The sequence below is a fragment of the Streptomyces sp. NPDC040410 genome, assembly GCF_055595715.1.
Map to the genome: position 1 here is coordinate 30,166 of NZ_JBVIVK010000027.1, position 14,798 is coordinate 44,963.

The 14,798-nt window shown below is 72.4% G+C and carries 6 protein-coding genes and 2 pseudogenes; 4 read left to right on the plus strand and 4 right to left on the minus strand.

Features of this window, described 5'->3' with window-relative positions; all coding sequences use genetic code 11:
• Window positions 1–47 precede the first annotated feature (47 nt).
• A complete protein-coding gene (locus ACZ562_RS33930) occupies window positions 48–9,491 on the minus strand; it encodes a type I polyketide synthase (protein ID WP_471187436.1) in 9,444 nt (3,147 codons plus the stop codon).
• 1,061 nt (window positions 9,492–10,552) lie between these two features.
• Here ACZ562_RS33930 and ACZ562_RS33935 point away from each other — a divergent pair.
• Window positions 10,553–10,909: a LysR family transcriptional regulator gene (locus ACZ562_RS33935; RefSeq protein ID WP_471187354.1), complete on the plus strand. Its 357-nt coding sequence runs from the start codon at window positions 10,553–10,555 to the stop codon at window positions 10,907–10,909.
• Window positions 10,831–11,079 (plus strand): hypothetical protein, encoded by a 249-nt coding sequence (locus ACZ562_RS33940; protein ID WP_471187447.1) that lies wholly within the window; start codon window positions 10,831–10,833, stop codon window positions 11,077–11,079. Before ACZ562_RS33935 ends, ACZ562_RS33940 begins: the two co-directional genes overlap by 79 nt.
• A gap of 578 nt (window positions 11,080–11,657) precedes the next feature.
• Here ACZ562_RS33940 and ACZ562_RS33945 read toward each other — a convergent pair.
• Window positions 11,658–12,005 (minus strand): hypothetical protein, encoded by a 348-nt coding sequence (locus tag ACZ562_RS33945; RefSeq protein ID WP_471187357.1) that lies wholly within the window; start codon window positions 12,003–12,005, stop codon window positions 11,658–11,660.
• 276 nt (window positions 12,006–12,281) lie between these two features.
• On the opposite strand from ACZ562_RS33945, the gene ACZ562_RS33950 reads away from it, so the two are divergent.
• Window positions 12,282–13,484, plus strand: a complete 1,203-nt coding sequence (locus ACZ562_RS33950) for an acyl-CoA dehydrogenase family protein (protein ID WP_471187360.1) — start codon at window positions 12,282–12,284, stop codon at window positions 13,482–13,484.
• Window positions 13,485–13,634: 150 nt separating this feature from the next.
• Here the strand turns inward: ACZ562_RS33950 and ACZ562_RS33955 are convergent, their stop codons facing one another.
• The gene (locus ACZ562_RS33955) at window positions 13,635–13,820 is read right to left on the minus strand and encodes a WCX domain-containing protein (RefSeq protein ID WP_471187362.1); all 186 of its coding nucleotides are present in this window, start codon (window positions 13,818–13,820) and stop codon (window positions 13,635–13,637) included.
• Between the two features lie 197 nt (window positions 13,821–14,017).
• Between ACZ562_RS33955 and ACZ562_RS33960 the strand changes: the two are divergent.
• Window positions 14,018–14,259, plus strand: a pseudogene (locus ACZ562_RS33960) (VOC family protein); the annotation flags it as partial.
• An 18-nt stretch (window positions 14,260–14,277) separates the two neighbouring features.
• Here ACZ562_RS33960 and ACZ562_RS33965 read toward each other — a convergent pair.
• Window positions 14,278–14,508: pseudogene (locus ACZ562_RS33965) on the minus strand (hypothetical protein); the annotation flags it as partial.
• Window positions 14,509–14,798: the final 290 nt, after the last annotated feature.

A 14,798-nucleotide genomic window follows, 5' to 3' on the forward strand; every position in this document is an offset into this window, starting at 1 on the left:
GCGAGGAGTGCGTACGGGTGTGTCCGGCACGAGGTGGGGCCGGCGGGTCAGCCCACCGGGAATTCGCTGTCGATGAGGTCGAGGAGTTCGTCGAGCGAGGCCTCTTCGATCCTGTTCACCAGCTCGTCGCCGCCGGCCTGTTCGGCGGGCGGTCTGTCGTCCGCGGCGACCGGAGCGGGCTCCGCGGGCGCGGGGGCCAGCTCCGCCGCCAGGTACCCGACCAGCTCCTCGGGTGTCGGCAGGGTGAACAGGAGGGTCGGGGACAGCCGCAGTCCGGTGGCCGCCCCGAGCCGGTTGCGCAGTTCCACCGAGGTCAACGAGTCGAACCCCAGTGACTTGAAGGACTGGCCGGCGCGCAGCGACGCCGGTTCGGTGTGGCCGAGCACGGCCGCCATGTGCGTACGGACGAGGCGGTGCAGGACGCGTGCGCGGTCCTCGGCCGAACTGTCGGAGAGCTGCGCGCGCAGCGCCTCGGGACCGCCGTCCCCGCCGTCCCCGGCCGGTCCGGAAACGTCTGCCGTGGGCGCGAACGCCCGCAGTACGGCAGGTAGTTCCGCGCCGGGCCGGCGCAGTGTCGGGCGGTCCAGCCGGGTGGGCAGCAACACGGGCGCGGCGGCGGCCAGGGCCGCGTCGAGCAGGGCGAGCCCGTGCTCGGCCGACAGCGGCAGCATGCCCGTACGACGCATCCGGGCCCGGTCGGTGTCCGAGAGGGCACCGGCCATGCCGTCAGCGTCCTCCCACAGCCCCCAGCCGAGGGCGAGGGCGGGCAGGCCACGGGCGTGCCGGTGCTCGGCGAGGGCCTCGACAGCGGCGTTGGCGGCGGCGTAGTTGGCCTGCCCGGCGCCGCCGAGGGTGCCCATGGCCGAGGAGAAGAGCACGAACGCGCTCAGGTCCAGGTCCCGGGTGAGGTCGTGCAGATGCCACGCCCCGTCCGCCTTGGGCCGCAGTACGGCGTCGAGGCGTTCGGGGGTCAGCGAGGTCAGCACGCCGTCGTCGAGGACCCCTGCCGCGTGCACGACGGCCGTGAGCGGATGCCCGGACGGCACCCCGGCCAGCACGCCCGCCAGCGCCTTCCGGTCGGCCACGTCACAGGCCGCGGTCGTCACCTCGGCGCCCAGCGCGGCCAGTTCGGCCGCAAACTCGGTGGCACCGGCGGCCGAGGCGCCGCCCCGGCTGGCCAGCAGCAGCCGGCGGACTCCGTGCCGGGTGACCAGGTGCCGGGTGACGGTGCGCCCGAGCGCGCCGTACCCGCCGGTGACCAGCACGGTGCCGGACGAGTCGAGCGCCTGCGGCACGGTCAGCACGACCTTGCCCACATGCCGGGCCTGGCTGACGAAGCGGAATGCCTCCGGCGCCCTGCGTACGTCCCAGACGCCTACCGGCAGCGGCCGCAGCGCGCCGCACGTCAGCAGCCGCAGGACCTCGGCGAGCAGGCCGGCGAGGTGCTCCGGCGGCTCCTGGAGCAGGTCGAAGGAGTGGTAGGCCACGTCGGGACGGGCCGCGGCGACCTCGCGCGGGTCGCGCAGGTCGGTCTTGCCCATCTCGACGAACCGTCCGCCGCGCGCCAGCAGCCGCAGCGAGGCGTCGGTGAACTCGCCCGCCAGGGAATTGAGAACGACGTCGACCCCCTGCCCGCCGGTGGCGGCGGCGAAGCGGTCGGCGAAGTCCAGCGTGCGCGAGGAGGCGATCCGCTCCTCCGGTACGCCGAGGGCGCGGACGGCGTCCTGCTTGCCGGGCCCGGCGGTCGCGAAAACCTCGGCGCCCAGGTGCCGGGCCAGTTGGACGGCCGCCATGCCGACGCCGCCGGCCGCCGCGTGGATCAGGACGCGCTGCCCCGCCCGCAGACCGCCGAGGTGCACCAGGCCGTGGTAGGCGGTGAGGAACGCGATGGGCGCGGAGGCCGCCTCGGTGAACGACCACCCGTCGGGAACCGGCACGATCGTGCGCCGGTCGGCGACGGCGATGGGCCCGCAGGCGGCCGGGAAGACGCCCATCACGCGGTCGCCGGGCGCGAGGCCGGTGACCCCGGGGCCGGTCTCCATGACGAGCCCGGCGCCTTCCAGACCGATCCGCCCGGGATCGCCCGGGTACCTGCCGAGGACGTTCAGCACGTCACGGAAGTTGACCCCCGCGGCCCGCACCGCGATCCTCACCTGCCCGGCCGTCAGCGGCTCGAGAGCCTCCGCCGAGGGCAACAGAGCCAGCCGGTCGAGGCTGCCGCGGCCGTTGCTGCCGAGTCGCCACGCGGCGGCGCCGGAAGGCACCGTCAGCTCCTCGTCCGCGCTGAGCCTGGCGATCCGCGGGACGGATAACTCCCTGCCCCGCAGGGCGAGTTGTGGCTCGTTCCCGGTCAGGGCCAGTGCGGTGGGCAGGGCCGCGAGGGAGGCGGGCGAGCCGTCCACGTCGACCAGGGCGATCCGTCCGGGCTGTTCGGTCTGGGCGGTGCGCACCAGGCCCCATACGGCCGCCTGGGCGGGGTCGGTGACATCGGCACCGGGCGCCCCCGTGCCGGCCGCGACCCCGCCCCGCGTCACGATCACCAGCCGGGCCCCCGCGAGCCGGTCCTCCGCCAGCCAGGCGCGGGTCAGCCGCAGCGCCCAGGACGCGGCGTCACGCACCGCGTCCGGGCCACTGCCGGACGCCTCGGCGGCGGGACAGACGGCCACCACCAGGCCGGGCAGCGGCTCCTCCGCGTCCAGCGACGCGAGCAGCTCCGCCGGACCGGCGTGCACGACCGGCGGCCGTCCACCGGTGCAGGCGGCGACGATCCCGTCCGGGGCGGCGCCCAGCAGGACGGGATCACCGGCCCGGTCCGGCCCGGCCGCCGCCACGCCGTCCCGCTCACCGGTCGCCTCCCACACGACCCGGTACAGGTCGTCACGGGCCGCGGTGCCCCCGCCCGGCAGTGCGGCGGCGCGCATGACGAGCGTGTCGACGTGGGCTACGAGGTCTCCCTCGGCGTCGGTGAGGGCCAGGGCGTACGCGCCCGATCCCTTGGGCGCCAGGTGGGCCCGGAGGGTGGTCGCACCGGTGCGGCGCAGGGTCACGCCCTCCAACGAGAACGGCAGCGACTGCCGTCCGGAGAGGGCCGGTTCGGCCTCGGCCCGAGGATGCAGCAGCACATGCAGACAGGCGTCCAGCAGCGCCGGATGCATGCCGTACCCGGGCGCCTCGGCCCCCGCCTCCTGCGGCAGGGTGACCTCCGCCCACAGCTCCTCGCCCCGCCGCCAGGCGGCCCGCAGCCCCCGGAACGCCGGGCCGTACCCGTAGCCGCAGTCGGCCAGGTCGCCGTAGAGGCCGTCGAGCGGCAGCGGCGCGGCACCGTCCGGCGGCCACACCGGGGCGGACGCCGGCGCGGCGGCGGCAGTCGCGGCCAGCACGCCGGTCGCGTGCCGGGCCCAGTCGGTGTCCTCACCGGCCGGCCGGGCGTACACGGTGAACGCGCGCTGCCCCTCGCCGTCGGCTGCGGCCACGGACAGCTGGAGCTCCGCCTCCCGGTCGGCGGGCAGCACCAGCGGCACGGCCAGGGTCAGTTCCTCGACGCACCCGCGGCCCGTGCGGGCCCCGGCGTGCAGGGCCAGCTCCACGAAGGCGGTGCCCGGCACCAGCACCGAGCCGGCGATCTCGTGGTCGGCCAGCCAGGGGTGCGTACGCCGGGACAGGCGCCCGGTGAACAGCACCTCGCCCGTGCCCGCCGGCTCCACCACGGCACCGAGCAGCGGATGCCCGGCCTCCCGCAGCCCGACGCCCGCGGCACCGCCCGACACCGGCTCCTCCGGCCGCAGCCAGAAACGCCGCCGCTGGAAGGGATACACCGGCAAGTCGACCCGGCGGGCACCGGCGAAGTACCCGTCCCAGTCGACGTCGTGGCCCCGCAGGTGAAGCCGGGCGAGACCGGCGGCAAGAGCCCGGTCCTCGGGCCGGTCCCGGCGCAGCAGCGGCACGAAGTCCGCCCCCGGGTCGTCGACGCAGTCCCGCCCCATCGCGCTGAGCACACCGTCCGGGCCGAACTCCACGAAGGTGCGGACGCCGAGGTCGTACAGCCTGGCCACCCCGTCCGCCAGCCGCACCGGCCGGCGGACCTGCTCCACCCAGTAGCGGGGATCGCGCAGTTCGTCGGCGGACAGCACATCACCGGTGACCGTCGAGACGACCGCCGGCCGGGGCTCGCGGTAGGTGAGGGAGCCGGCGACGCGCGCGAAGTCGTCGAGCATGGGGTCCATGCGGGGCGAGTGGAAGGCGTGGCTGACGGTGAGCCGGCGCGTGGCCCGGCCGAGCGCGGCGAAGCGGGCGCCGATCTCCTCGACGGCCGGCTCGTCGCCGGAGACGACGACGGCGAGGGGCCCGTTGACGGCGGCGACGCTCATCTCGTGCTCCCGCCCGGCGAGATGGGGCAGTACCTCCTCCTCGCTCGCCTGGACGGCCACCATCGCGCCCCCGGCCGGCAGCTCCTGCGTCAGCCGGCCGCGGGCCGCGACCAGCGCGCAGGCGTCCGCAAGCGACAGCACACCGCTGACGTGCGCCGCGGTCAGTTCGCCGATCGAGTGGCCGAGCACGAAGTCCGGTACGACACCCCAGCTCGCCAGGAGTCGGAACAGCGCGACCTCCAGGGCGAACAGCGCGGGCTGCGTGTAAGCGGTCTGGTGCAGCAGTGCCCCCTCGGGGCCGGGCCCGGAGAACACGACATCGGCCAGCGGCCGGGGCAGCTCCCGGTCGAAGTGCGCCCACACCTCGTCCAGGGCGCGCGCGAACACGGGGTACGCGGCGTACAACTCCCGTCCCATGCCGAGGCGCTGACTGCCCTGCCCGGTGAACAGGAAGGCGGTGGGCCCGCCGGTCCCGGCGACGGCGGTCAGCAGGTCCTCGTGCCCGTCGCCCCGGGCCAGGGCCGCGAGCGCGGCCGCGAACTCCTCCCGGTCAGCACCGAGGACGACAGCCCGGTGGTCCAGGGGGGAGCGGGTCGTGGCGAGGGAGCGGCCGACGTCCCGCACGGACGGCGCGGGGCGGTCCCGGAGGCGCTCGGCCAGGCGGGCCGCCTGGGCGCGCAGGGCCTCGGGGGTGCGGGCTGAGACGAGCCACGGGGTCGTCGGCGCGGGCTGCGCCTGATCCGTGCCGGCCCCCGGCTCCCGCTCCTGCGGTGCCTGCTCCAGGACGACGTGCGCGTTGGTGCCGCTGATCCCGAACGAGGACACGGCGGCCCGGCGCGGGCCCTCGGTGTCGGGCCAGGTCCGGTTCTCCCGCAGCAGGCGCACCGCGCCCGAACTCCAGTCCACGTGCCGGGTGGGCTCGTCCGCGTGCAGCGTGCGGGGCAGTACGGCGTTCCGCATGGCCTGGACCATCTTGATGACGCCGCCGACACCGGCCGCGGCCTGCGTGTGCCCGATGTTGGACTTCAGGGAGCCCAGCCACAGCGGCCGGTCCTCGGCACGCTCCTGCCCGTAGACGGCGAGCAGGGCCCGCGCCTCGATCGGGTCACCGAGCACCGTGCCGGTGCCGTGCGCTTCCACGGCGTCGACGTCGCCCGGGGCGAGCCCGGCATCGGCGAGCGCCGCCCGGATGACACGCTGCTGCGCGGTGCCGCTCGGCGCCGTCAGGCCGTTGGAGGCTCCGTCGGAGTTGACGGCGCTGCCCTTGAGCAGAGCCAGGACCGGGTGGCCGTGGCGCCGGGCGTCCGAGAGCCGCTCCAGCACCAGCATGCCCGCCCCCTCGGCCCACGCGGTGCCGTCGGCCGCGCCGGAGAACGGCTTGCAGCGGCCGTCGGGTGCGAGGCCCCGCTGCCGGCTGAACTCCACGAACATGCCGGGCGTCGCCATGACCGTGGCCCCGCCGGCCAGCGCCAGGGAGCACTCCCCGCGGCGCAGCGCCTGCGCGGCCTGGTGCAGCGCGACGAGGGACGAGGAGCAGGCGGTGTCGATGGTGAGGGCGGGCCCCTCCAGACCGAGCGTGTAGGCGATCCGCCCGGAGATCACGCTGGCGGCGGTCCCGGTGAGCCCGAAGCCGGCGACACCGGGTCCCGCCCGGTGCAGCCGGGGCCCGTAGTCGGGCGGCATGGCGCCGGTGAAGACGCCGGTCGACGTGCCCGCCAGGGTGCCGGGGTCGATGCCTGCGCGCTCCACCGCCTCCCAGGCGGTCTCCAGCAGCAGCCGCTGCTGCGGGTCCATCGCGAGGGCCTCGCGGGGGCTGATGCCGAAGAACTCCGCGTCGAAGTCGCCCGCGTCGTACAGGAATCCGCCGGAGCGGACGTAACTGGTGCCGGGCCGGTCGGGGTCCGGGTCGTGGCGGACGGCGTCCTCCCAGCCGCGGTCGGCGGGAAACGGCCCGATGGCGTCCCGGCCGTCGGCGACCAGCTCCCACAGGGCCTCGGGGGAGTCGGCGCCGCCGGGAAGCCGGCAGGCCATGCCGACGACGGCGATGGGATCGTCCGCCGGTTCGGGCAGGGGCGCACCGGCGGCAGGTGTCCCGGCGGCACCGGTCCGCTCCCGCAGCGTCTCCCGCAGGGCCCGCGCCAGCGCGACGGGGCTGGGATGGTCGTACATCGCTGCGGTCGCCACGGCGACGCCGGTGACGCGCTCCAGGCGGCGGCTGAGCTCCATGGTCAGGGCCGAGTCGAGGCCCAGTTCCTTGAAGGCGGACCGCACCGGGACGTCGTCGGCCGTGGTGTGCCCGAGGACGGCCGCGGTCTCCGCGCGAACGACATCCAGTACGGCCCGCTCAGCGGCGGTCTCGCCGAGCCCGCCGAGCCGGCTCCGCAGCCGGGCCGCGGGGGTGTCGGCGGGGGTGTCTTCCGATGTGTCGACGGGGCGCCCCCCGGCCTCCCGGGCGGGTACGGCCCGTGGGGCGCCGCGCAGCCAGTGGGAGCGGCGCTGGAAGGCGTAGGTGGGCAGGTCGACGCAGGGCGCGGCGCCGGGCAGGAGCGCGGCCCAGTCGACCGCCACCCCCTGGGTGAACGCCTCGGCGAGTGCCCGCAGGACGCGCGGGGCGCCGCCGTCATCGCGCCGGAGCGTGGCCAGCACGGCCGCCGTCCGCGCACCCTCGGCGACGGTCTGCTGGACGCCCTGCGTCAGCACCGGGTGCGGGCTGACCTCCACGAACGTGTCGTAACCGGCCGTCAGCATCTGCTCCACCGCGGGCCCGAACCGGACCGTGGAGCGCAGGTTGCGGAACCAGTACGCGGCGTCGAGCCCGGCGGTGTCGAGCGGTTTCCCGGTGACGGTCGAGTGGAAGGGCACGGCGGCGGAGCGCGGTGCGATCCCGTCGAGCGCCGCGAGCAGCTCCTCGCGCAGGGCGTCGACGTGGTCGCTGTGCGAGGCGTAGTCGACGGGGACACGGCGCGTGCGGACGTCCTCGCCGTAGGACGCGGCCAGGGTGTCGAGCGCGGCGGCGTCACCGGCGACCACCGTGGCGCCGGGGCCGTTGACGGCGGCGATCTGCAGGGTCGGGCATCGCTCGGCCAGGTCGCGGGCGACCCGCTCGGCCGGCAGCGCGACGGACAGCATGCCGCCGCGCCCACGGATGCGGGCGAGCAGCTTGCTGCGCAGGGCCACCACCCGGGCGCCGTCGGCCAGGGACAGGGCGCCGATCACGGTGGCGGCCGCGATCTCGCCCTGCGAGTGGCCGATGACGGCGCCCGGTTCGACGCCGGCCGCCCGCCACACCTCGGCGAGGGAGACCATGACGGCCCACAGCACCGGCTGGACGACGTCGTCGCGGTCGAGACCCGGTGAGCACGGCGCACCCCGCAGTACGTCGAGCAACGACCAGTCCAGATGGGGCCGCAGCGCCTCGGCGCACTCCTCGACGCGGCGGGCGAAGACGGGTGAGGAGTCGAGGAGTGCGGCGGCCATGCCGGCCCACTGGGAGCCCTGGCCGGGGAAGACGAAGACGGCCCGCGGCGCCTGGCCGTGGTGGGCTCCTTCGGCGACGGCCGGTGCCGGGTGCCCCTCGGACAGCGCCTCCAGGGCGTCCAGGAAGGACTGGCGTTCACGTGAGAGGACGACCGCCCGGTGTTCGAACACGGAGCGGGTGACGGCGAGGGCGCGGGCGACGGACGTCAGCTCCGCGTCGGGGCGGGCGAGGACGTGGTCCCGCAGCCGGGCCGCCTGGGCGCGCAGCGCCGCGTCGCTCCGTGCGGTGAGCACCAGAGGGAGCGGGTCGGAGGGCTGTGAGGGCTGGCAGAGGACGACCGGGCGGGACGGTGCGGCCCCGACGGCCACGTCGTCCGGGGTGGGCCGCGGCGGCGCTTCGGCGAGGACCAGATGGCAGTTGGTGCCGCCCATCCCGAAGGAGTTGACGCCCGCGACCAGCGGCCGGCCGGGGTGGGGCCACTCGCCCGGCTCGGCCGTTACGCGAAGCCGGAGGTCGTCCAGCGGGATGCCGTCGGGCGGCGACTGGAAGTTGAGGCTGGGAGGGAGCCGGCGTTTGCCGATGGCCAGGACGGTCTTGATGAGGCCCGCGATGCCCGCGGCGCCTTCCAGGTGACCGATGTTGGTCTTCACCGAGCCGACGAGCACGGGTCGGCCGGGCTGGTGCGCGGCACCGATCACCGCGCCGACGGAGGCCGCCTCGACGGGGTCTCCGACCGCTGTACCCGAGCCGTGCAGTTCCACGTACTGCACGGCCTCGGGCTTGGTACAGGCGTCGTCGTAAGCCAGGACGAGGGCCTTCTCCTGGGCGCTGCGGCTCGGCACGGTGAGGCCGCTGCTCAGGCTGCCGTCGCTGTTGGTGGCACCGCCCCGGATGACGCAGTGCACCCGGTCGCCGTCGGCCAGCGCCCGGTCGAGCCGCTTCAGTACGACGACACCGCCGCCCTCGCCCCGCACATAGCCGTTGGCGCGCCGGTCGAAGGTGAAACATCGCCCGTCCGGCGAGAGACTGCCGAACGCCTCGAGGACCCGGGTGGTGTCCGGGGAGAGGTTGAGGTTGACGCCGCCCGCTATGGCCAGGTCCGATTCGCCGCGGCGCAGGCTCTCGCAGGCAAGGTGGACCGCGACGAGTGACGACGACTGGGCCGAATCGACCACGAGGGAGGGGCCGTTCAGCCCCAGGGCGTAGGAAACACGGTTGGCGATCATTCCGCGGTGCTGCCCGGTCATGGAGTGCGCGGAGAGGGCGTCGCCGCCGAGCGAGCGAGCGAGGGCGGCGTAGTCGTCGGCGATGGCCCCGAAGAACACACCCGTCGTGCTGCCGCGCAGTGTCCCGGGGACGACCCGGGCCTGTTCCAGCGCCTCCCAGCTGAGTTCCAGCGCCAGCCGCTGCTGCGGGTCCATGTCTGCGGCTTCGCGTGGCGAGACACCGAAGAAGACGGCGTCGAACGCGTCGACGCGGTCCAGGAACCCGCCCTGCGGCGCGATGTGGTCCCGCCCGTCGGGGGGCGAGGTGATCGCCGATTCACCGGCGATGAGGAGGTTCCAGAACGCTTCCGGGTCGGCCGCTTGCGGCAAGCGGCAGGAGATTCCCGTGACAGCTATGTATTGGTGCGTGGGTTCGATAATTGTTGATTCAACGGTTGACTCAACGGTTGTTGAATCAACCGTTGGCGTGTGATTTCGGGCGGACGTCGACGCAGCTGACTTCCCCGTGAATCCCAACGGTTCCCTTCCCATTACCTCTTCGGCCCCGTCGACCGTCCCCCGTCAACGGGTTCCGGTCGCGGCTCGTATACGGCCGCCCTGGATTTATACCGCCACGCTTCTCCGGACGCGCTGCCCGGTACCTGGCAGGTATTGCCCGCTTGCTGAGCGACGGCAGACGGCATTCCTGCAGGTCATCTCGGCGTGACTAACAGGTTTGAAATCGCCCGTTAGCCGGAAGCAGGCGGCGCGGTGCCGGAACCCGCAACAGGTCCGTGAACCGCCTTCGCCAATCCGGGCCATCGGGCAAGTTACGCCGCCACGAACGTGATCAGGGTGCGGCAAGCCCGGCGCTGGTGGCCCGGCCAAAGGCGCAGGGCGGTTCGTGGAGGAGCCGGCGCGGCCGGAGTCGGGGCGGTTCCTCTACCTCGATGACGTCGACCGGGAGCTGATCCGGAAGGGCCCGGGGATCCCAACCGGCAGGGCTTCGCGCTCCAGTTCCCGCACGGTCGGGACGTGGACGCGGGCCGCCGGGCCGGGACGACTCATTCGGCCGTCATCAGCTTGCCTCGGGTCGGAGACAACAGCGTGCCGAGCCAGCCGTCCCGGGGCATCAGGTCTTCCTCCGTCGCCCGGGCCTTGCCGAGGGCCTCAGCGTTGCCGTCACCGCGCAGGGCGTCGTACTGCCGTAGCGGTCGGCCAGCAAGCCGTAGAGGTGGAGGCCACGCCGCGGTTGCTCGGGAGGCGCCTTCCAGAAGCCGAGAGTGCCGTCACCAACCGCCAGGACCGGGGCGCGCTTGCCGCGCCGGGCGCGAATGATTACGGCCAGCCTAGCTACGCGAAGTTGGCGCATGGCGCACGATCTCAGTCAACTTCGGCCAGCCACGTTTCGGCCCGCTGCCCGCGCGCCGGACCGGAGAGCCCGCGTCCGCGGCCTGGGAGAATCTGGTTGGGAGGGACAACGGTCCGAAATGGTCGCGAGCATGGACTTGCTCAGGCTTCGGTACTTCGTGGCGTTGGCCGAGGAGGGGAACGTGGGCCGCGCGGTCCGCCGACTGCACATGTCCCAGCCTCCGCTCAGCCAGCGCATCCGCGAACTGGAGGCGGAGCTGGGCTGCGCGCTGTTCGTCCGGACTCCTCAGGGCATGTGCCTGACCCAGCCAGGTGAGGTCCTCCTGGCCGAGGCCCGCCAACTCCTCGCGGACGCCGAGCGGGCCCGCGAGCGGGTCCGCCGCGCGGCTCCGGGGAGCGCGAACTGCGCGTGGGAGTGCTCGGTCCCGGCAAGGCGGCCCTGTCCGCGCTCGTCGCGGACGCCTTCATCCGCGACCACGAGGGCGTGACGGTCCGTCTGGTCCCCGGCGACCTGGCCGATCCGACGATGGGGCTGACGAGCGGCAAGGTGGACGCGGCCATGAACGTCGGCCTGGAGGAGGCCAAGGCGAGCGCGCTCGTGCTGGTCAAGGTGCGCGCCGAAGGCTCAAGTGAAGTGGTCGGGATCAAGGAGGGCTGACGCGAGTCGGGCGAGCCCCGCGCGGATCTGCTGCCCGACGACGCCCGGGGCGGCAAGCGCGCCCCGGTCCTGGCGCGGTTGGTGACGGCACCCTCGGCTTCTGGAAGGCGCCTCCCGAGCAACCGCGGCGTGGCCTCCACCTCTACGGCTTGCTGGCCGACCGCTACGGCAGTACGACGCCCTGCGCGGTGACGGCAACGCTGAGGCCCTCGGCAAGGCCCGGGCGACGGAGGAAGACCTGATGCCCCGGGACGGCTGGCTCGGCACGCTGTTGTCTCCGACCCGAGGCAAGCTGATGACGGCCGAATGAGTCGTCCCGGCCCGGCGGCACGCGTCCACGTCCCGACCGTGCGGGAATTGGACACGAGGCCCTGCCGGGTTTGGCCGAACCAGCGCCGGGCTTGCCGCACCCTGATCACGTTCGTGGCGGCGTAACTTGCCCGATGGCCCGGATTGGCGAAGGCGGTTCACGGACCTGTTGCGGGTTCCGGCACCGCGCCGCCTGCTTCCGGCTAACGGGCGATTTCAAACTTGTTAGACACACCGAGATGACCTGCAGGAATACCGTCTGCCGTCGCTCAGCAAGCGGGCAATACCTGCCAGGTACCGGGCAGCGCGTCCGGAGAAGCGTGGCGGTATAAATCCAGGGCGGCCGTATACAAGCCGCGCTGACCGGAACCTGATTCCAGGAAGGTGGCGTGCGTGTGAAAGGCCGAAGGCGACAGCATCGGATCCTGGCGCAGCTCGCCCTGCGTGCCCTGGCTGCTGTCCGATCGCCTGGTCTTGCGGCCAAGCAGAGCCTGCGGACGCTCGCCAAGGACTCGTGACTCATCCACAAGGTGCGCGTTACTGCCGGCTTCATCAATCCGGCAGGCCAATACATCGAACCGGCACGCAACTAGTCCCGCCAACATCAAGGAAGCCACATTCACCACCTTTGGCAGGCCCCAACAGAGCTCACCAAGAGGGGCCTTGACAAGCCATGTGACGGATGGGAGATGGGGCAGGGCTAGGAATCTCTCCTGCTTCACCAGCTTGAACAGGATTGCGTGACCCGCTGTTTCACGAGGCACACAGGCGACAACACCAGGTTGTTGCAATTTCAAATTGCTTTCAGTGATATGGATCCCGTCGATATATGGCTCTGGGCGGCCACACAGGTACGGGACTAGTTGATTACACCAGGCAAGCAGGGAGTCATCATGAGCGTCACAGAAGCGTCGCAGTCCTCCGGGAACGGCACGCTGAGCCGAGAAGCACTCATTGTTCGGGCAAAGGAATTGCAGCCGTTGCTTCGGCGGCACGCGACCGCCTTCGAAACGGGGCGACGATTGACCGACGAGGCCAACGCCGCCCTGGTGCACGCCGGCCTGTTCCGCATGCTGGTCCCGAAGCGCTTCGGCGGCCACGAAGCGGACTTGCGGACCGTCCTCGAAGTGACTGAAACTCTCGGTGAGGCCGATGCTTCCGCGGCCTGGCTGGTGGGCGTTGCCTCCGCCGCGAGTTGGACGGGCGGCCTCGCTTCCGAGCAGTCGCAGCAGGATCTGTTCGGAGGCGAGGCCAACGCCCTGATCGCGGGAAGCGGCGCTCCTGCCCCCGCCCGGCGGGTTGACGGCGGTTATCGCGTGAGCGGTCGTTGGGCCTATTCCTCGGGCGCCAACCACGCGACATGGGCTTTGAATGGTGCCCTCGTCACCAGTGAGACGGGCGAAGTCGACGCCGTACTGTGCCTCGCTCGGGCATCAGAGATGAAGCTGGAACAGACGTGGCAGACTGTCGGGATGCGAGGCACCGGCAGCGACACATGGGTCGCGGAGGATGTGTTTGTACCCGACCACCGAGTCATTTCCGTGGCGCAGTTGCTGCAGGGCACGTGGCCGATTCCAACCCAGGAAACGATGTATCGCCTCCCTGCCGGTCCGCTGGCCATGCTTCCGTTGCTTGGTCCACTGCTCGGAATAGGTCAGGCGGCGCTGGACCTAGTGATTGACAAGGCACCCTCCAAGAGGATGCACTACACTTTCTTCGCCCGGCAGAGTGACTCGGTGGGCAATCAGATCCAGCTCGCGCAGGCGGCACTAAGGCTTAAGACCGCACGTCTGCATGCCTACGGGATTGCCGACGACTTGGACGCGGCCGCCGCGCGTGGTGAGACGGTCAGCTTCGCCGCCCGCGCCGAGTTTCGCGCCGAGTACGGCTACATCGCCCAGGAGGTGCTGGAGGCCATTAGCATCCTGATCAACGTGCACGGGGCCGCTGCGTTCGAGGAGTCGAACCTGCTCCAGCAGTACTGGCGCGATGCCAACACGGGCGCGCGGCACGCCGGCCTCAACGCGTTCGTAGGTTACGAGACCTTCGGCAAGGCACTGCTCGGGATCGATGAGTTGGTCACTCCCATGGTGTGACCGGCTTCCCGAGGGCTTCCCCCCTTCCTCGGCCGGTGTGCTCATCGCCACGGGAGGGGGGCTCATAGCGCACGTGGGGCTACGGCGCGAGCTTCGGGTGCACGGGCGCGAACCTTAGATGTGCCATCTCATGACATTGGTTCCTCGCGGTCAGGCTTGGCGGGCGTAGGACGCAAGGCGATCGGCGAGCGCGATGACGAGGTCTCGCAGTTCATCGGGGCGCTCGATGACGAACGGCCGGTCGAGTGAGGCGAGTACCGGAGGCGACCAATCGAGCCGCTCCGCCCGCATCTCGACGCGCATCCAGCGCTCGGTCGCCCGGTCCTCGCCTGCCACGGGGGGCGTACTCCTCCAGGCTCGCGACGCTGACGGGAAGGTGGGCGCGGATCTGCTCAACCGTCCCGTGGATCCGCAAGGTCACCTCATGCTGGTACTCGGCCCGTGGCAAAGCCTGACAACACGCGCTGTGCCGGACCGGGCCCCACGGGTGCTTCGAATGAGCCGGGCAGGGTCCGGGCGTCCGCGGCGCGGGCACGTGGGCCACCGAAGACTTCGCCGAACTCAAAACCGCGAACGCCACCCCGCGATCACCGGCACCCGCACCGTCCCGCTGTTCGCCCCGGGCTCTGCCCGCCCGGCGGACGACCACAGCGTGATCACCGAGTTCCTCGTCGACGACGTGGACCGCGTTCACCAGAACCTGACCGGCTTCGTCACCGAGCCCACGACGATGCCCTGCGGCAACCGGTCGCTGCTGTTCCGCGACCCCGACGGCAAACCTCGTCAACCTCGCCCGTTCTGTGCCCCACCCGGTGGCGGTGGTTGCCCAGGGATCGGCTGTTGGCGCGGTGTGGTTGGGCAGGTCCTCGAAGTCGGCGACTGCGGTTGTGCCGGCCAGGGCATCCGTCATGAGCCAATTTGCCCGGTCCTGCCAGGAGCTCGTGGATCGGAGGACGCGCTCGCCCTCGGACACGAACAGCGATGTGAGCCAGAGGAGTTCGTGGTTGCTCAGGTCCAGACTCACCGCAACGTCATCGCCCATCAGGGTGTGTCCCGGCTCTGAGTGATGAATTGCCATCTCAGTCCCGGATGAGCTCCTGGAACTGCGGACATCCAACGGCATGCCACTCCCTGACCAGCACCTCCCCGTCAACAACCACGACCTCGGCGTGCCACGGCAGGCAGTCATGGCACGCATGGTTCTCGTACGAGTTGGGGTCGCCGTAGTAATGGCCGCAAAAACAACGGATATCGCTGACCCAGGGACGATACCGCTCGGGGCGCAGGGGTGTCGGGGCCGCTCGTACCGGTGGG

Coding starts and splice junctions, on each gene's coding strand:
- ACZ562_RS33935 (WP_471187354.1), top strand. CDS start 10,553: ATGGACTTGCTCAGGCTTCGGTACTTCGTGGCGTTGGCCGAGGAGGGG.
- ACZ562_RS33950 (WP_471187360.1), top strand. CDS start 12,282: ATGAGCGTCACAGAAGCGTCGCAGTCCTCCGGGAACGGCACGCTGAGC.